Source organism: Herbaspirillum sp. C9C3, assembly GCF_013359625.1.
GTDB lineage: Bacteria > Pseudomonadota > Gammaproteobacteria > Burkholderiales > Burkholderiaceae_D > Herbaspirillum.
Map to the genome: position 1 here is coordinate 1 of NZ_JABFMQ010000043.1, position 18,212 is coordinate 18,212.

Consider the following 18,212-nt stretch of genomic DNA (forward strand, 5'->3'; position numbering starts at 1 on the left):
TGCCGTGGCACCACCACGGCGCGTCGCTGCGCCTAGGCAGCCAACGCTTGGCGACGTCTCGCACTCACAGATTGAATGTGAACAGGCCCTAGCAAGCAGCATTTTTTCAGTTTCGCGGTTTCAACTCACGCAGACGCAGGGCCTGGCCTTGCGGCAAGGACCGCGTTCGTCCTTCACCCGCGTGATTCACCTTCACGGAGAAGCACATGTATGCACAACTCGTAGAAACCGGACTAGCCAAGGTGCGCAGCGCCGAGGACATGTCCGCCCAAGAGCAAGCCTTCCAGGCCCGCATCGATGCCGGGGTCAAGATCGAGCCCAAGGACTGGATGCCCGAAGCGTATCGCAAGACACTGGTGCGCCAGATCTCGCAGCACGCGCATTCGGAAATCGTCGGCCAGCTGCCCGAGGCCAACTGGGTCACGCGCGCCCCGACCCTGGAACGCAAGGCCATCCTGCTGGCCAAGATACAGGATGAGGCCGGTCACGGTCTCTATCTCTACAGCGCGGCCGAAACCCTGGGCGTGTCGCGCGATGCACTGCTGGACGATCTGCATGCGGGACGTGCCAAGTACTCCAGCATCTTCAACTATCCGACCCTGAGCTGGGCCGACATGGGCGCCATCGGCTGGCTGGTGGATGGCTCGGCCATCATCAACCAGATCCCGCTGTGCCGCTGCTCCTATGGTCCCTACTCGCGCGCCATGGTGCGCGTGTGCAAGGAGGAATCCTTCCATGCCCGCCAGGGCTACGACATCATGCTGGCGCTGTGCCGCGGCACGCCCGAGCAGAAGCAGATGGCGCAAGATGCGCTGAACCGCTGGTGGTGGCCGGCGCTGATGATGTTCGGTCCCTCCGATGCAGAATCGGTCAACAGCGCCCAATCGATGCAGTGGCGCATCAAGCTGTTCTCCAACGATGAACTGCGCCAGCGCATGGTCGACCAGACCATCCCGCAGATCGAATACCTGGGCCTGACCGTGCCCGATCCCGACCTGAAGTGGAATGAGCAACGCGGTCGTTACGACTTCGGCGAGATCAACTGGGACGAATTCCACAACGTCCTGCGCGGTAACGGTCCCTGCAACCGCGAACGCCTGGCCACCCGCAAGAAAGCCTACGACGACGGCGCCTGGTTCCGCGATGCGCTGGTGGCGCATGCCGACAAGCGGGCCGCGCGCAAGGCGGCCTGAGTCGTCGCTTCGATATCCGATCCGATTCGTTTCATCACACAACCATGCCAGTGGCCGCCATGACAGCGGCCCGCCAACAAGGAAAAGCATCATGAGCAAGGAATGGCCTCTCTGGGAAGTCTTCATCCGCAGCCAGCACGGTCTGGCCCACAAACACGTCGGCAGCCTGCACGCCCCCGATGGCGAGATGGCCATCAACAATGCGCGCGACGTCTACACCCGCCGCAACGAAGGCGTAGGTATCTGGGTGGTGCGTGCCGCCGACATCGTCTCTTCCAGCCCGGGCGACAAGGCGCCGCTGTTCGAGCCGGCCAACAGCAAGGTGTATCGCCACCCGACCTTCTTCCCCATGCCGGCTGAGCTGAAGAACCTGTAAGAGGTACGCACCATGACCCACAAAACCGATTACGTGCGACGCCTGGGCGACAACGCCCTGGTGCTCTCGCAACGCCTCTCCGAATGGTGCGGCAAGGGCCCGGCGCTGGAAGAAGACATGGCGCTCATCAACGTCTCGCTGGACCTGATCGGCCAGGCCCGCCTGTGGCTGGCCTACGCCGCCGAACTGGAAGGTGCGGGCCGCAACGAAGATCAACTGGCCTTCCTGCGCGATGCCCATCAGTTCCACAACCTGCTGCTGGTGGAGCTGCCCAATGGCAGCTATGCCGATACGCTGGCGCGTCAGTTCCTCTTCGACGTCTGGCATTACTTCCTGCTCGAAGGACTGTGCGAGAGCAGTGATGCACGCATCGTCGAGATTGCGCAGAAGTGTCTCAAGGAAGTCACCTACCACGTGCGCCGCAGTACCGATCTGATGATCCGCCTGGGTGACGGCACCGAAGAAAGCCATCGCCGCATGCAGGACGCCATCGACGCCCTGTGGATGTATACCGGCGAACTGTTCACGGCCGACGCGCTGGATCAGGCCATGCAGGCCGACGGTATCGCGCCGGACCTGGACGAACTGCAACAGAAGTGGCAGCAGCACGTCACCGAGGTGATGCGCGAAGCCACGCTGCAACTGCCGGCTGCGGGCCTGTGGATGCAGAGTGGCGGCAAGCAGGGCCGGCATACCGAACACCTGGGCTACCTGCTGGCGGAAATGCAGTTCTTGCAGCGCACCTATCCCGGAGCCAGCTGGTGAGCGAGCTGGCATCGCCTGCGCAGGCGCTCCAGGCAAGGATCTGGGAATGGCTGCAAGCCATTCCCGATCCGGAGATTCCGGTCATTTCGGTGGTGGACCTGGGCATCGTGCGCGCCGTCGAGGTCTCCGAGGAGGATGCCGGGGCGGCACGCTGCACGGTGGTCATCACCCCGACCTATTCCGGCTGCCCGGCCATGGGCGTAATCGCCCAGGAGATCGGCGCGGCGCTCAAGCAGCACGGACTGACCGAGGTGGCCATCCGCACCCAGCTGGCACCGGCCTGGAACACTGACTGGATGAGCGAGAAAGGCCGCCGCAACCTGCAGCAATACGGCATCGCGCCACCGGCGCAGCAGGTCGTCGACATCCGCGGCATCAGCATCCGGCGACAGGCCGCACCGCAGGTGCAATGCCCGCATTGCGGTTCGATGCAGACGGTGTGCGTGAGCCAGTTCGGCTCCACTTCCTGCAAGGCGCTGTACCAGTGCAAGGACTGCCGCGAGCCGTTCGATTACTTCAAGGCGCATTGAGCCGTGCTCAATGTCCCAGAACCAAGGCACAACATCATGAGCAAATTCTATCCACTGACCATCTCGGGCGTGAAACAGGAAACGCGCGATACCATCGTGGTCTCCTTCGCCGTCCCGGCCGAATTGCAGGATACCTTCGCCTATCAGCAGGGCCAGCACCTGACGCTGCGCTCGCACATCGAGGGCGAGGAATTGCGCCGCTCCTATTCGATCTGCGCGGCCACCCAGGAAAAGCAGTTGCGGGTCGCCATCAAGCGCGTCCCCGGCGGACTGTTCTCGAACTGGGCCAATGAGTCCTTTGTCCCGGGACAAAGTATCGAGGTGATGCCGCCCATGGGCCACTTCAACGTTCCGCTGGATGCCGCCAACCGCAAGCACTACCTGGCCTTTGCCGCCGGCAGCGGCATCACGCCGATGATCTCCATCATCAAGACCACGCTGCTGACCGAGCCGCACAGCCGCTTTACTTTGGTCTATGCCAATCGCGCCTCGTCTTCGGTGATCTTCAAGGAAGAACTCACCGACCTCAAGGATGCCTACCTCGAACGTCTGAACGTGATCTGGGTGATGAGCCGCGAGCAGCAGGACGTGGAGCTGTTCAACGGACGCATCGACCGCAAGAAGTGCGATGCCTTCTTCGCTTCCTGGATCGATCTCAAGGACATGGACGCGGCCTTCCTCTGCGGTCCCGAAGAAATGGTGCAGGCCGTCTCCGATTCTCTGCAGGCACATGGCATGCCCAAGACGCAGATCAAGACCGAATTGTTTGCCGCCAGCACACCGACGCGTGCGCACGCCTCGCGCCCGGTGGTGGGCAAGAAGGAATGCGAGGTCACGGTGATCGTCGACGGCTATCACAACGTCTTCACCATGGACAAGGAAAAGGAATCCGTGCTCGATGCCGGCCTGAAGCACGGCATCGACCTGCGCTACTCCTGCAAGGGTGGCGTTTGCGCCACCTGCCGCTGCAAGGTGGTCGAGGGCAAGGTCGACATGGATGCCAACTACGCCCTGGAAGACTACGAGATCGCCCGCGGCTTCGTCCTGAGCTGCCAGTCCTTCCCGGTCAGCGACAAGCTGCTGCTGGACTTCGACCAGGACAACTGAGCCTGACGCTCTTCCCCGCCCCTTACTTTTTCCGAGCCCATGAGCTACTCATCCATCCTCTTCGAGAACCGCGACGGCATCGCCGTCATCACGCTGAACCGCCCCGACAAGCTCAACAGCTTCACCGTGGCCATGCACCTGGAACTGCGCGAGGCCATCGCCACGCTGCAGGCCGACACTAGCGTGCGGGTGTTGCTGCTCACCGGCGCCGGACGCGGCTTCTGCGCCGGCCAGGACCTGGGCGACCGCGCCGTCAAACCCGGTGACGGTGCCGTCGACCTGGGCGAATCCATCGACAAGTACTACGGTCCGCTGGTGAAGTCGCTGCGTGCGCTGCCCTTCCCGGTGATCTGCGCCGTCAACGGCGTGGCCGCCGGTGCGGGTGCAAACCTGCCGCTGGCCTGCGATATCGTGCTGGCCGCGCGCTCGGCCAGCTTCGTGGAAGTGTTCTGCAAGCTGGGGCTCATTCCCGATACCGGCGGCACCTACTTCCTGCCGCGCCTGGTGGGTACGGCGCGCGCCATGGGCATGGCGCTGCTGGGCGAGAAGATCAGCGCCGAGCAGGCCGAACGCTGGGGTCTGATCTGGAAATGCGTGGAGGACGACCAGTTGATGGAGCAGGCACGCGCCATGGCGGAACACTTCGCCCGCGCCCCCACCAAGGGCCTGGCCGCCACCAAGGCCACGCTCCATGCCAGCCCGGCCAACACCCTGGCGCAACAGCTGGACCTGGAACGCGACACCATGCGCGCGCTCGGCCACAGCCGGGATTACCGCGAGGGCGTGAGCGCCTTCCTGGAAAAGCGCGCGCCGCAGTTCACGGGGCAATGACATGAACGCGGCAGACATCAGGTACGCCCTGCCCGCGACGGCCCCGGTGGCCGTCATCGGCAGCGGCACCATGGGCGCCGGTATCGCCCAGGTGGCCGCGCTGGCCGGGCATCCGGTGCAACTTTACGACAGCCGCGAAGGCGCGGCGGCCAAGGCCATCGCCGGCATCCGCGCCGGTCTCGACAAACTGGCCAACAAGGGCAAGATCCCCGCCGAAGAGGCTCACGCCGCCAGTGACCGGCTCTGCGTTGCCCACACCCTGCAGGAGATGCGCGATGCACGCCTGGTGATCGAAGCCATCGTCGAACAGCTCGGCGCCAAGCAGGAACTGTTCGGCAAGCTGGAAGACCTGGTCGATGCGCAATGCCTCTTGGCCAGCAATACCTCCTCGCTCTCGATCACCCATATCGCGGCCACGCTGCGTCATCCCGAGCGCCTGGCGGGACTGCACTTCTTCAACCCCGTGCCGCAGATGGCCCTGGTGGAAGTCATCCGTGGCGTGCGCAGTGACGCCACCGTGGTGCAATGCCTGCACGACACCGCGCTGGCCTGGGGCAAGGTCCCGGTGGTGGCCAGCTCGACCCCCGGCTTCATCGTCAACCGTCTGGCCCGTCCCTACTACGCCGAAGCCTTGCGGGTGCTCAACGAAGGCGGCGCGCACCCGGCCACCATCGACGCCCTGCTGCGCGAGAGCGGCGGTTTCCGCATGGGTGCCTTCGAGCTGATGGACCTGATCGGACATGACGTCAACTTCGCCGTCACGCAATCGGTATTCCATGCCTTCTTCAACGACCCGCGTTTTACGCCCTCGCTGATCCAGCAGGAACTGGTGCAGGCCGGATTGCTGGGCCGCAAGAGCGGGCGCGGTTTCTATCGCTATGGCGAGGATGCCGAGATCCCCCAGCCGGCGACCGAACCCGAGTACGAGCTGCCCACGGTGCCGCTGCAATTGTTCGGGACGCATCCGCTGGTGGAAGTGATCCGCGCGCGCTACCAGGGCCGCGTGGAATACCACGGGCCACGCGCCGACCACCTGCTGATGAAGGCCGGCCCCGGCCGCCTGTACGTCACCGAAGGCCGTAGCGCGACCCAGCAATCCTACGACTACAACATGCCCGACGTGGTGCTGGTGGACCTGGCGCTGGACTATGCCCGCGCCACCCGCCTGGGCGTGACGCGCGCCGACCAGTGTCGCGAGCGCGCCTACCAGGCCGTGCTCGCGGTGCTGCAGTCCTGCGGCTTTGCGGTCTCGGCCATGCAGGACGTGCCGGGCATGGTGGTCATGCGCACCGTCTGCATGCTCGCCAATGAAGCCGCCGATGCCGTCAACCAGGGCGTGTGCAGTCGGAGCGATGCCGACATGGCCATGCAGAAGGGCGTGAACTATCCGCGTGGCCCGCTTGCCTGGGCCGACGCCATCGGCATCGACACCGTCACCAACGTACTGCGCCAGCTCAGTGCCACCTATGGCGAAGACCGCTATCGGGTCTCGCCCCTGCTTCAACGCCTGCAAGCTTCCGGGAGGAAATTCCATGAGTGAGACCGCCTTGTCATCCCCATCGACCGAGATGGATCCGCAAACCCTGGCCGAGGCCACGGTGCAAGCCATGTACCCGCGCGACAACGCCTCCCAGGCGCTGGGGATGAAGATCCTGGAGATCGCACCGGGCCGGGCGCGCATGAGCATGCTGGTGCGCAGCGACATGCTCAATGGCCACGCCACCTGCCACGGCGGGTTCATCTTCGCGCTGGCCGACAGCAGCTTTGCATTTGCCTGCAACAGCCGTAACCTCAACACCGTGGCATCGGGGTGCAGCATCGACTACGTGGCACCGGCCATGCGCAACGACCTGCTGATCGCCGAGGCGCAGGAACGCACGCTGGCCGGCCGCACCGGGGTCTACGACATCACCGTGAGCAACCAGGACGGCAAGATCATTGCGCTGTTCCGGGGCAAGTCCTATCGCATCAGAGGCGAGGTGATCAGCGGCCTGCAGGCAGCGCAGTGACCGCGCAAAAAAGAGAACACCAACATCAACAGAGACAGGAGACCACCATGACCACCCGCACTCCCCAACCCGGCGATCTGGAGCCCATCGAAACGGCCAGTCGCGACGAACTGCAGGCGCTGCAACTGCAACGCCTGAAATGGTCGCTCAAGCATGCCTATGAAAACGTGGCGCACTATCGCCATGCCTTCGACCAGGCCGGGGTGCACCCGGACGACTTGAAGAGCCTGTCGGATCTGTCCAGGTTTCCCTTCACTACCAAGCAGGATCTGCGCGACCACTATCCCTTCGGCATGTTCGCCGTACCGCGCGAGCAGGTAGTGCGGGTGCATGCCTCCAGCGGCACCACCGGCAAGCCCACCGTGGTGGGCTACACGCGCAATGACATCGACACCTGGGCCACGGTGGTGGCGCGCTCCATTCGCGCCGCCGGTGGACGTGCCGGTGACATCGTGCAGATTTCCTATGGCTATGGTCTGTTCACCGGGGGGCTGGGCGCGCACTACGGTGCGGAAAAGCTGGGCTGCACCGTCATCCCCATGTCGGGCGGCCAGACTGAAAAGCAGGTACAGCTCATTCGCGATTTCAAGCCGGCCATCATCATGGTCACGCCCTCCTACATGCTCAACGTGATCGAGGAATTCCAGCGCCAGGGGCTGGACCCTGCCGCCAGTTCGCTCAAGGTCGGCATCTTCGGTGCCGAGCCCTGGACCGATGCCATGCGCCGCGAAATCGAGCAGCGCGCCGGCATCGATGCAGTGGACATCTATGGTCTGTCGGAGGTGATGGGACCGGGCGTGGCCAGCGAGTGCATCGAGAGCAAGGATGGGCCGGTGATCTGGGAAGACCACTTCTATCCCGAGATCATCGATCCTGATACCGGCGAAGTGCTGCCCGACGGCGAGGAGGGCGAACTGGTCTTTACTTCGCTCTCCAAGGAAGCGCTGCCGATGATCCGCTACCGCACCCGCGACCTCACGCGCCTGTTGCCGCCGACCTCGCGCTCCATGCGCCGCATCGGCAAGATCACCGGACGCTCGGATGACATGCTCATCATCCGGGGCGTGAACGTGTTCCCGACCCAGATCGAGGAGCTGATCCTGAAACTGCCGCAACTGGCCCCGCAGTATCAATTGCAGATCGAACGCCACGGCCACATGGACAGCATGTGCGTCTTCGCCGAGCTGCGCGAGGACGCCTCCACCGAACACGTGGAGGCACTGGAGAAGGAACTGCAGCACAGCATCAAGACCTATGTGGGCATTTCCACCAAGGTGACGGTGGTGCCGGCCGGCATGATCGAGCGCACCTCGGTGGGCAAGGCCAAACGGGTGATCGACCATCGCAAGAAAGCCGACAGCGCCGTCGCGTCGGCCCTCCCGGCCTGAGGCATGGCCCGCAAACCCTTGATCCTGGAAGAAAGAGACCTATGCAAGCATTGATTTGTGACGCCATTCGCACCCCGTTCGGACGCTACGGTGGCGCCCTGGGCGCGGTACGCGCCGATGACCTGGCGGCCGCACCCATTCGCAGCCTCATGGAGCGCAACCCCGGCGTGGACTGGAGCCGCGTCGACGACATCCTCTACGGCTGCGCCAACCAGGCCGGCGAAGACAACCGCAACGTGGCCCGCATGGCCGGTTTGCTGGCTGGCCTGCCCATCGACGTGCCGGGCAGCACCATCAACCGCCTGTGCGGCTCCAGCCTGGATGCGGTGGGCATGGCTGCACGCGCCATCAAGTCGGGCGAGGTGGAGCTGATGATCGCCGGCGGGGTGGAGAGCATGACGCGCGCGCCCTTCGTGATGGGCAAGGCGGAATCGGCCTTCTCGCGCAGTGCCGCGATCTTCGATACCACCATCGGCTGGCGCTTCGTCAATCCGCTGATGAAGGCGCAGTACGGCATCGACTCTATGCCCGAGACGGCGGAAAACGTCGCCACCGATTTCAACATCAACCGTGCCGACCAGGACGCGTTTGCTCTGCGCAGCCAGCAGCGCTGGGCCGCAGCACAGGAGGCCGGTTTCTTCGCGGGCGAGATCGCAGCGCTGACCATCCCGCAGAAGAAGGGCGATCCGCTCATCGTCACCACCGACGAACATCCGCGCCCGGACACGACCCTGGCCACGCTGGCCAGACTCAAGGGCGTGGTGCGCCCCGATGGCACGGTCACGGCAGGCAATGCCTCCGGCGTCAACGACGGTGCCTGCGCGCTGCTGCTGGCCTCGCCCAAGGCCGCCGACCTGTATCGCCTCAAGCCCCGTGCGCGCGTGCTGGGCATGGCCACGGCGGGCGTGGCGCCGCGCATCATGGGCTTTGGTCCGGCGCCGGCGACACGCAAGGTGCTGGCGCAGGTCGGCCTGACGCTGGCGCAGATGGACGTGATCGAACTGAACGAAGCCTTCGCCGCGCAGGGGCTGGCCGTGACGCGCGATCTCGGCTTGCCCGACGATGCCGCGCACGTCAATCCGAATGGCGGCGCCATCGCCATCGGTCATCCGCTGGGGGCTTCCGGCGCACGGCTGGTGACGACCGCCCTCAACCAGCTGGAGCGCACCGGTGGCCGCTATGCGCTGTGCACCATGTGCATCGGCGTGGGCCAGGGAATTGCGCTGGTGATCGAGCGGGTAGCGTAAGGCCCTGGCATCGGTCCGCGCGCGCATGTTTGCTGGCTTGCAACATGCCGCGCACGGCAGCAGCACTTCACGAAGTTGACATCGGGATCGGGTAAAATGCCCGGCCACGGCAGTCCTTTACCGAGCTCCGGAGCTCGCCGCCCTGCCCCCGAATCCACCCCGCCGGCCTGCGCGCCGGCCCTTCGCCAGTGCAGCATCATGAGCAAGCAAGCCAACAGCGCCCCCGGCCGCCAGCCGAACCGGGCCAAATCCACTGCCGAGAGCGCCCCGCAGGCGCATGAGATCCGGCCCGGCCAGTCCATCGATCTGTTGAAGGAACTGCACATCCTCACCCGCGACGGCAAGCTGAATCAGGACAGCCGCCGCAAGTTGAAGCAGGTCTATCACCTCTACCAGTTCATCGAACCGCTGCTGCAAGAAGTGCTGGACGATCATCCCGGCGTCAGCCTGGTCGACCATGGCGCGGGCAAGTCCTATCTCGGCTTCATCCTCTACGATCTGTTCTTCAAGGGCCTGCAGGGCGCGCCCCGCATCTACGGCATCGAAACCCGCGAGGAGCTGGTGCGCAAGTCCGAGCAACTGGCCGCGCGCCTGGGCTTTGGCGGCATGTCCTTCCTCAATCTGTCGGTGGCCGATTCGATCACTTCGCCCAGCCTGCCGGAGAAGATCGACGTGGTCACCGCTCTGCATGCCTGCGATACGGCCACCGATGACGCCATCCATTTCGCCCTGGCCAAGGAAGCGCGCTTCATCGTCCTGGTGCCCTGCTGCCAGGCCGAAGTGGCCTCGGTGCTCAATCGCAACAAGGGCAAGTCGCTCTCCAATTCGCTCACCGAGATCTGGCGCCATCCGCTGCATACCCGCGAATTCGGCAGCCAGGTCACCAATGTGCTGCGCTGCCTGCAGCTGGAAGCGCATGGCTACAAGGTCAGCGTGACCGAGCTGGTGGGCTGGGAACATTCGATGAAGAACGAGTTGATCATTGCGCAATACCGCGACCTGCCGCGCCGCCGTCCGGCCGAGCGCCTGCAGGAAGTATTGCGCACGCTGGGACTGGATGAGATGGGCGAACGCTTCTTCGCCCCGCAGGCAGCCTGAGTCGGCCCCGGTCGGCAGCAGCAGGCAGGCGGACGGGAACGCTTCTTGCTCGGTATCAGGGAGGGGATGGGGCCTTCATTTGCGGCCCGCCCTGCCGATAACGTCGGATCAGATCGCAGATCGCAGATCGCAGATCGCAAATTGCAAATTGCAGCACAGGCAGTCAGACCGCCCACCCCGCACGTGGCGGGCTGGAGGGTGACCGGGCGACCGGTTTGGGCAAGGGGCCGGCCGCACGCCGGAATATGCAGATGAGCACATGACATCGACCATCGATATGGAATCGCTGATTGCCGACAACGAACAACTGAGGAGCGAGCTGCAGGATCTGCTGCAGCAGGCGCACATCAACCAGTCCATCATCGAACGCCATCAAGCCTTCGATCTGAAACTGATCGGTGCCAGCGAATTCCGCGAGCTCATCGACGTGATGCTCACGGTGATGCCGGGGGTGTTCAGCCTGGAGACGGTCACGCTGTCCCTCATCGATGGCGACTACGCGATCCAGCGCATCCTGCGCGACCTGCAGATCGGCGTGAACGAATTCCCCAAGCTGCTGTTCCTGAAGGACCCGCTGCACTTCATCGACGAGGATGGTCCGCTGTCGGACGAAAAACCGCGCCTGGGCCAGTACGTGCCGGCCCTGCACGGGCCGCTGTTCCCGCATTACCAGCCGGTGAGCGTGGCAGTGCTGCCGCTGGTGCGCCAGCACCGGCTGCTGGGCTACCTGTCGCTGGGCAGCGCCTATGCCGAACGTTTCACGCGCACGCTGGCCACCGACTTCATCCAGCGCCTGGCGACGGTAGCCGCCATCTGCCTGGAAAACGTCATCAACAATGAGCGCCTGAAGCACATCGGCCTGACCGATCCGCTCACGGGCGTGAACAACCGCCGCTACATCGAGCAACGCATGCAGGAGGAAGTGGCACGCAGCCAGCGCGATCGCTCGGCACTGTCCTGCCTGTTCATCGACATCGACCATTTCAAGCGCGTCAACGACCAGTTCGGCCACCAGAGCGGGGACGACGTGCTGCGCGAAGTGGCTGCGCGCATCAAGAAGGAACTGCGCCTGTCGGATGCACTGGGTCGCTTCGGCGGGGAAGAATTCGTGGTGCTGTTGACCCACGCCACGCGCGACGACGCCGCACGCATCGCCGAACGCATCCGCGCCGGCATCTGCAGCCGTGGCGTGATGATCGAGGGCTCGCGCGATCCGTTGCGCATCACCGCCTCCATCGGCGCAGCCTCGCTGTCACCGCCGGATCGCGGGCGCGCGGCGGGCGAAGTCAAGCAGGCCATGCTCAAGGCGGCCGACCAGGCGCTCTACCAGGCCAAGGAAGCCGGACGCAACCGCGTCATGCTGGCCACCCACGACTGATCAGGCAGGCTGCGCCGCCACCGGGCGGTCCCGCACGATCCAGGGAGCGGTGATGATGAGCACGCCGCCGATGAGGTCTTGCGCGCGGAGTTCCGCTGCACCGAGCAGCCAGGCCGAGAAGGTCGCCACCAGGATTTCGGCCAGCATGATGACCGCCGTGATATTGGCCGGCAGGCGCGCCACCCCATATTGCAGGCTCAGATTCGATACCAGGAACAGCAACGCCCACAGCGCTACCACGGGCGCGGCGGCCGCTGGCAAGGGCAACGGCCAGGCAATCACGCCGCTGGCTGACAGCAGCACGCCCAACAGACTGGCCAGCACGCCGCTGCCGGCCAGCATGGCCACGGCGCGAGCGCCATCGGAGAGGCCGTGCAGGCGTCGCAACAGCACATTGGTCACCGCAAACAGCAGGCCCGACGCCACTGCCATCCAGTCCGGCAGGCTCTGCGGCAGTGGCAGGCCCAGACGCGGCTGGTACAGCACGATGAAGGCGCCGCTCAGCCCGAGTGCCACGCGCGCCAGCGAGCGCGGGGTGATGGCTTCATGCAGCACCAGGCGCGCCAGGATGACGGTCCATACCGGCATCAGGTAGAACAGCAGGATCACCCGCACCACATCGCCATAGGCCACCGCGACATTGAAGGAGGCATTGGTCAGGCCGGTGGTCAGTCCCACGGCCAGCAAGGCCGGATGACGCCACAGCAGTGGCAGTTCACGGTAGCGCAAGGTCAGCAGCAGCAAGGCGCAGGCGCTGAAGATGGCTGCCGTGGCCCAGACCGGATGCAGGCCCATGCCTTCCAGGGCGCGGGTGCCGGTCCAGGACAGACCCCAGATGGTGGTGTTCAACAGCAGGGCGGCAACAGCGGATTTGGGGAGGGAGTGCATGTTCTGTGTGGGTGGATGCGCATGGAAAAGTCCGGAAACCTGCCTACTCTACTTGCGCCGCAACAGCCTTGGCATGGTCGGCGCTGATAGCGAGTATTCATGCAGGTTGAATGTTGCGCGCAGCAGCATTCACCAAATCAAAATGCCGTTCAGTGCAGCACTGAACGGCATTTCCTGGCAGCACCGCCAGGTGTACAGACTCAACTGCGCTTGGCCTGGGCCTGCAGGCGTTCGTACTTCTCCATCAACTGCTCGGGGCTCTCGCGCCAGGCCGGGTTGAAGGGAATGCACGCGACCGGGCAGACCTGCTGGCACTGCGGTTCCTCGAAATGTCCCACGCATTCGGTACATTTGTCCGGATCGATCTCGTAGATCTGCGGCCCCATGTAAATGGCCTCGTTGGGACATTCCGGTTCGCAGACGTCGCAGTTGATGCAATCGTCGGTAATCATCAGTGCCATTGCCGCACCTCTCTTGCTTGAAACATCATTGCTTGGCGATCTTTTCCTTGAGCCATTTCTCCACCGACGGGAACACGAACTTGGACACGTCCCCCCCCAGCTGGGCGATCTCGCGCACGATGGTGCCGGAGATGAACTGGTACTGGTCAGACGGAGTCAGGAACAGCGTTTCCACGTCCGGCAACAGGTAGCGGTTCATGCCGGCCATCTGGAATTCGTATTCGAAGTCCGACACCGCACGCAGGCCGCGCACGATGACGCGGGCATTGTTCTGGCGCACGAAATCCTTCAACAGGCCCGAGAAACTCTCCACCTGCACGTTGGGGTAGTGCCCCAGCACTTCATTGGCAATCGACAGACGCTCTTCGAGCGAGAAGAAGGGCTTCTTGTTCTTGCTGTCGGCTACGCCCACGACCAGCTTGTCGAACAACCCCGATGCGCGGCGGACCAGGTCCTCATGTCCTCGCGTCAACGGATCGAATGTCCCCGGATATACGGCTGTGACCATGGTGTCTCCTCTCCGGCTATTGAATCAGAAGGCGCATTATGCCTCAATTTGGGTAGCGCTTTTGCGTTGCAATAAATGATAGAAGACCATGCCGGCCTTGTCGGCGCGCACCACTTCCCAGTCCTGCATCCAGGCCGGCGCGTCTTCGCCTTGCAATGGGTACTCGGCTTCCACGTAGATCAATCCGGACGGCGTGAGCAAAGGCATGCACGCCGGCAACACTTTTTCCAGCCAGCCCTGGTGGTACGGCGGATCGATGAAGACCAGGCTGTAGCCGGCAGCCTCGCGGCCGGCGGCATTGTGCACGGCGGCCAGGGCGTCGCCGCGCACGATGACCAGTGCCTCGGCCTTGAGCTTGTCGCGATTGGACTCCAGCTGGCGCACGGCAGCCGCGCTGTTTTCCACCATCACCACGCGGCGCGCGCCCCGGCTGGCGGCCTCGAAACCGAGCGCGCCGGAACCGGCGAACAGATCCAGGCAGGCCACCTGCTCCCACTGCCCGTCGATCAGGTGGGTGATCCAGTTGAAGACGGTCTCGCGCACGCGGTCCGGCGTGGGGCGCAGGCCCTCGGCATCGAGCACCGGCAGCGGCGTGCGCTTCCACTGGCCGCCGATGATGCGTACCTGATGCGGGCCACGGTTGACGGGCTTGGCCGGCTTGCCGCCAGCGGCGGGACCGGATCGCGGGGGACTGCTCTTGCGCATGACTTTCCTTGCTGCGGGCGGCGCGGGGCCGCCGATGTCAAATGAGGTAAATGATTTACTCGGCGGCTGCGCCGACGATGACCGTGGACAACTCGTCCGGATGCACATGCTTGCGGAAGGCCGCGCGCACGTCCTGCACACCCACGGCACGGATGCGCTCGATCCAGTGGTCCAGGTAGTCCAGCGGCAGACCGTAGAAACCGATCACCGCGAGGTTTTCCAGCAGCTTGGCATTGCTGTCGATGCGCAGGGCGAAGCCACCGGCGAGGTTGTCCTTGGCGGCCTTCAGTTCGGCAGCTGTTGGTCCTTCCTGAAGGAATTTGTCCAGCGTGGCGCGGGTCACGCGCAGGGCTTCGGCGGTCTGTTCCTTCTTGGTCTGCAGGCCGATCTGGAAGGGACCGGGCTGGGCCAGGGGCGAGAAATAACTGTAGACGCTGTAGCTCAGGCCACGCTTCTCGCGCACTTCATCGGTCAGGCGCGAGACGAAGCCGCCACCGCCCAGCACATAGTTGCCCACGGTCAGCGCGAAGAAATCATTGTCGCCGCGCTGGATGGCCGGCGCACCGATGAGGATGTGCGATTGCGAGGCCGGATGGGCGATACGCTGCTCCCCGCCCTTGGGCGCGGTCACCGGCGGCAGGGCCGGCAAGGCTGCACCTTGCGGCAGCTCGCGCGTGAGGGCGCTGGCAATGGCGCGCGCCTGCGCTTGGCTGACGTCGCCGATCAAGGCAATGACGGCGCGATTGGCCACATAGTGGGCGCGATGGAAAGCCAGCAGGTCCTCGCGGGTAATGGCTTGCAGGCTGGCTTCGCTGGCCTCGACGGCATAGGGATGACGACCGTAGGCCGCTGCCATGAAGGCTTTTTCGGCGATGGCTTCGGGCTTGGTCAGCGCTTCCTTGAGGTTGGCGATGGCCAGTGCGCGGTCACGCTCAAGACCGGCCTGCGGGAAAGCAGGATGGGCCAGCATGCGGCCCAGCAGGCCCAGTGCGGCATCACGTTCGGCGGGCGAGGACAGGGTGCGCAGGCTCACCCCCGCGCGGTCCTGCCCGGCGCCGCCCTGCTGCTGGGCGGCAACATCGGCAAAGCCGTCCAGGATCTGCGCTTCGCTCAGGGCAGGCGCGCCGTCGGCGGCCTCCACGCCGCGTGTCAGGCTGGCCACGGTCAGCTCGGCCAGGCCGGCCTTGTCGGCGGGATCGCGGCGCTGGCCGGCATCGAACTGCACGCTCACATCCAGCATGGGGATGGCATGGTTGGCCACGAACAGCACGCGCGCGCCGTCAGGCTGGGTCCAGGACTGGATGGCCAGGGCTGCCGAGGCGGGCGCGCTGGCCAACAGGGCCAGCGGGAGCAAGAGGAGAGAGAAGGTTTTTTTCATGGAAGAGGACAATCGAAAGCGAGGCTGCATGCGTGCTGTCATGCGGCCTGGTCAGGGGCCGGCTGGCCGGCGATCCAATCGAGGATGGGTTGCCACTGGTCGAGATCGCGCTGCACGCGAGAAGGTGCGATATCCCACAGGGTCAGGCCGTGGGCGGCCAGTTGTACATAGTTCTGGGTGTCACGCAGATGGCCCAGCACCGGCAGCTTCAGCCCCTCGATGAAACGTTGCAGCTGCTCGGCCGAACGGGTACGGGCATCGACGCGCATGCCGACGATGCCGACCTCGATCTCGCCCTCGCGCACCGCCTTTTCAGCGGCGAGGCGGCGCAGGAAATCCTGCGTGGCCAGGATGTCGAAGATCGAGGGCTGCAACGGTACCAGGATCTTGTCGGCCAGCTTGAGGGTATCGTTCAGACGCCAGCCATGCAGCCCGGCGGGCGTGTCCAGCACCACGTGGGTGCTGCCCTTGGGGGGCTTGGCAACGTAGTCCTCGTTGATGTCCCAGGTACTGATGGGGCGTGCCTGTTCCGGACGGATCGACAGCCAGGCACGCGAGGATTGCTGGCGGTCGATGTCGCCCAGCATGACGGCATGGCCAAGACTGGCGAAATAACCGGCCAGGTTGGTGGCCAGGGTGGTCTTGCCTACGCCTCCCTTGGGATTGGCGACGACGATGACGGGCATGGTTTTCTCCGTAAAGAACAGAAGCCGATCGATCAGGAAGAACTCAGCGACTTGGGTACACCATTAAGCTGGCGTTAATGCCATTCAATACAGCATTCAGCCCGACTTAATGGTGCAAAAAACGTCAATCCTCAATGCAGCAGGCCCGGCGGCGGCGCGGCGGGCTTCTTGCCGTCCAGCGGCAGGGGCACCAGCGTGGCGACGGTGAGCGTATCGTCCTTGAAGTATTTTTGTGCAACCGCCTGCACCTGGGCCGCGGTCACGCTTTTCAAGCGGTCGATGATGCGGTCGATGTTCTTCTGGCCCAGGCCGGTGGTTTCCATCATGCCGATCTCCATGGCCTGGCCGAAGACGGAATCGCGCTTGTAGACCTGGGAGGCGATCAGTTGCGTCTTCACGCGCTGCAGTTCCTGTTCGGACACGCCTTCACTGGCGATGCGCTGGACTTCGGCGCGCAGCAGGCCCTCGAGCTGTTCGGTGGTCACGCCATTGGCCGGGCTGCCTTCCAGCGTGAACAGCACTGGGCCGCGCGCCACGCCGCTGTAGCTGGCGCCCACTGCGGTGGCCTGGCTGGCGGTGCGCACCAGGTTGGCCGTCAGGCGGGCATTGTCATAGCCATCCAGCACGGCGGAGAGCACATCGAGGGCGTAGGCGTCCTGGTCGGCTTCCACATGGCGCAAGGCCGGCACCTTCCAGGCCATCACCACATACGGATTCTCGGCCGGGGCCTTGACGGTGACGCGACGCAGGCCCAGCTGCTCGGGCTCGTTCTGCGGCTTGCCGCGGGGCAAGGGGTGAGAAGGAATCTTGCCGAAATATTTTTTGGCCAGGGCCAGCACACGCTGGGCATCGACATCACCGGCCACGACCAGCGTGGCATTGTTGGGGGCATACCACTGGCGGTACCAGCTGGCGATATCCTGCACGCGCATGTGCTGCAGGTCGTCCATCCAGCCGATGACCGGATGGTGATAGGGATGGGCGGTCCAGGCGGCGGCGTTCAGGGCTTCGTTGAGCAGGCCCATGGGCTGGTCATCGGTGCGCCAGCGGCGCTCTTCCATGATGACGCGGATTTCCTTGGCGAATTCATTGGCGTCGAACTGCAGGTTGGCCATGCGGTCGGCTTCCAGAGCCATTACCTTTTCCAGGTGGCTCTTTTCGATCTGCTGGAAGTAAGCGGTGAAGTCATTGGCGGTGAAGGCGTTTTCCTGCCCGCCCAGTTCGGCCACCAGACGGCTGAATTCGCCGACCTTGTGGTGCTTCGTGCCCTTGAACATCATGTGTTCCAGCGCGTGCGATACACCCGTGGTGCCATTGAGTTCATCGATGCTGCCAACCTTGTACCAGACCATCTGCACCGCCGTGGGCGCGCGCCGGTCTTCCTTGACGACCACCTTCATGCCATTGGCCAGCACGAACTCTTGCGCCGGCGCGGCCCGCACCTGCGTCGCCGTGGTGGCGAGCAGGCTCAACAGGGCGGTGGCCAGGAGGGCTCGGATCTTCAATTTCATGGGCTGTGCTCTGATAAAATGCTGGATTCATTGACCCTGGCGGCCATGCGCGGGGCTTGTGGAAGGGCAATTGTAACCTGTCCACTGCGGTTGTCAGGGTAGCCACGCGCCTGCCGTCCCGCCCTGCCCCCCCCCCGCCGCAGCGACCCACCC

General features: G+C 64.4%; 18 protein-coding genes and 1 pseudogene. 12 read left to right on the forward strand and 7 right to left on the reverse strand.

What is annotated here, in order from left to right; translation table 11 throughout:
- Window positions 1-206 precede the first annotated feature (206 nt).
- The 12 genes from paaA (at window position 207) to HNO82_RS21555 (ending at window position 11,922) form a co-directional block, all read left to right on the forward strand.
- Window positions 207-1,193: a 1,2-phenylacetyl-CoA epoxidase subunit PaaA gene (gene paaA, locus HNO82_RS21500; protein ID WP_175345077.1), complete on the forward strand. Its 987-nt coding sequence runs from the start codon at window positions 207-209 to the stop codon at window positions 1,191-1,193.
- A 91-nt stretch (window positions 1,194-1,284) separates the two neighbouring features.
- The gene (gene paaB, locus HNO82_RS21505; protein ID WP_008332574.1) at window positions 1,285-1,569 is read left to right on the forward strand and encodes a 1,2-phenylacetyl-CoA epoxidase subunit PaaB; all 285 of its coding nucleotides are present in this window, start codon (window positions 1,285-1,287) and stop codon (window positions 1,567-1,569) included.
- Window positions 1,570-1,581: 12 nt separating this feature from the next.
- Entirely contained in the window at window positions 1,582-2,334 is a 753-nt protein-coding gene (gene paaC / locus HNO82_RS21510) for a 1,2-phenylacetyl-CoA epoxidase subunit PaaC (protein WP_175345078.1), read from the forward strand.
- Window positions 2,331-2,864 carry a 1,2-phenylacetyl-CoA epoxidase subunit PaaD gene (gene paaD, locus HNO82_RS21515; RefSeq protein ID WP_175345079.1) on the forward strand — a complete coding sequence of 178 codons (534 nt, stop codon included), beginning with the start codon at window positions 2,331-2,333 and terminating at the stop codon, window positions 2,862-2,864. Before paaC ends, paaD begins: the two co-directional genes overlap by 4 nt.
- Window positions 2,865-2,900: 36 nt before the next feature.
- On the forward strand, window positions 2,901-3,971 hold the full coding sequence (gene paaE, locus HNO82_RS21520; RefSeq protein WP_175345080.1) for a 1,2-phenylacetyl-CoA epoxidase subunit PaaE: 1,071 nt from the start codon (window positions 2,901-2,903) through the stop codon (window positions 3,969-3,971).
- A gap of 39 nt (window positions 3,972-4,010) precedes the next feature.
- Window positions 4,011-4,802: a 2-(1,2-epoxy-1,2-dihydrophenyl)acetyl-CoA isomerase PaaG gene (gene paaG / locus HNO82_RS21525; RefSeq protein ID WP_008332582.1), complete on the forward strand. Its 792-nt coding sequence runs from the start codon at window positions 4,011-4,013 to the stop codon at window positions 4,800-4,802.
- A gap of 1 nt (window position 4,803) precedes the next feature.
- Entirely contained in the window at window positions 4,804-6,342 is a 1,539-nt protein-coding gene (locus tag HNO82_RS21530) for a 3-hydroxyacyl-CoA dehydrogenase (protein ID WP_175345081.1), read from the forward strand.
- Window positions 6,335-6,811 carry a hydroxyphenylacetyl-CoA thioesterase PaaI gene (paaI, locus tag HNO82_RS21535; protein ID WP_175345082.1) on the forward strand — a complete coding sequence of 159 codons (477 nt, stop codon included), beginning with the start codon at window positions 6,335-6,337 and terminating at the stop codon, window positions 6,809-6,811. The genes HNO82_RS21530 and paaI overlap by 8 nt, the downstream gene beginning before the upstream one ends.
- Window positions 6,812-6,858: 47 nt before the next feature.
- On the forward strand, window positions 6,859-8,199 hold the full coding sequence (gene paaK / locus HNO82_RS21540) for a phenylacetate--CoA ligase PaaK (RefSeq protein WP_175345083.1): 1,341 nt from the start codon (window positions 6,859-6,861) through the stop codon (window positions 8,197-8,199).
- Window positions 8,200-8,240: 41 nt separating this feature from the next.
- Complete coding sequence (pcaF, locus tag HNO82_RS21545; protein ID WP_175345084.1) at window positions 8,241-9,446, forward strand: 3-oxoadipyl-CoA thiolase; 1,206 nt, start codon at window positions 8,241-8,243, stop codon at window positions 9,444-9,446.
- 198 nt (window positions 9,447-9,644) lie between these two features.
- Window positions 9,645-10,544 (forward strand): class I SAM-dependent methyltransferase, encoded by a 900-nt coding sequence (locus HNO82_RS21550; protein ID WP_175345085.1) that lies wholly within the window; start codon window positions 9,645-9,647, stop codon window positions 10,542-10,544.
- Window positions 10,545-10,803: 259 nt separating this feature from the next.
- Window positions 10,804-11,922, forward strand: coding sequence for a sensor domain-containing diguanylate cyclase (locus HNO82_RS21555; protein WP_008332590.1), 1,119 nt, complete (start codon window positions 10,804-10,806; stop codon window positions 11,920-11,922).
- Here HNO82_RS21555 and HNO82_RS21560 read toward each other — a convergent pair whose 3' ends face one another.
- The 7 genes and pseudogenes from HNO82_RS21560 to HNO82_RS21590 form a co-directional block, all read right to left on the reverse strand.
- Entirely contained in the window at window positions 11,923-12,810 is an 888-nt protein-coding gene (locus HNO82_RS21560) for a DMT family transporter (RefSeq protein WP_008332592.1), read from the reverse strand.
- A gap of 200 nt (window positions 12,811-13,010) precedes the next feature.
- Window positions 13,011-13,304, reverse strand: a pseudogene (locus HNO82_RS22315) (YfhL family 4Fe-4S dicluster ferredoxin); the annotation flags it as partial.
- Window positions 13,297-13,779, reverse strand: coding sequence for a pantetheine-phosphate adenylyltransferase (gene coaD / locus HNO82_RS21570; RefSeq protein WP_006461533.1), 483 nt, complete (start codon window positions 13,777-13,779; stop codon window positions 13,297-13,299). The pseudogene HNO82_RS22315 and the gene coaD, both read right to left, overlap by 8 nt.
- Window positions 13,780-13,815: 36 nt before the next feature.
- On the reverse strand, window positions 13,816-14,484 hold the full coding sequence (rsmD, locus tag HNO82_RS21575; protein WP_175345086.1) for a 16S rRNA (guanine(966)-N(2))-methyltransferase RsmD: 669 nt from the start codon (window positions 14,482-14,484) through the stop codon (window positions 13,816-13,818).
- A 55-nt stretch (window positions 14,485-14,539) separates the two neighbouring features.
- Window positions 14,540-15,862, reverse strand: a complete 1,323-nt coding sequence (locus HNO82_RS21580; protein WP_175345087.1) for a M16 family metallopeptidase — start codon at window positions 15,860-15,862, stop codon at window positions 14,540-14,542.
- A gap of 38 nt (window positions 15,863-15,900) precedes the next feature.
- On the reverse strand, window positions 15,901-16,548 hold the full coding sequence (locus HNO82_RS21585; protein ID WP_175345088.1) for a nucleotide-binding protein: 648 nt from the start codon (window positions 16,546-16,548) through the stop codon (window positions 15,901-15,903).
- A 131-nt stretch (window positions 16,549-16,679) separates the two neighbouring features.
- Complete coding sequence (locus HNO82_RS21590; RefSeq protein WP_175345089.1) at window positions 16,680-18,059, reverse strand: M16 family metallopeptidase; 1,380 nt, start codon at window positions 18,057-18,059, stop codon at window positions 16,680-16,682.
- Between the last annotated feature and the right edge of the window lie 153 nt (window positions 18,060-18,212).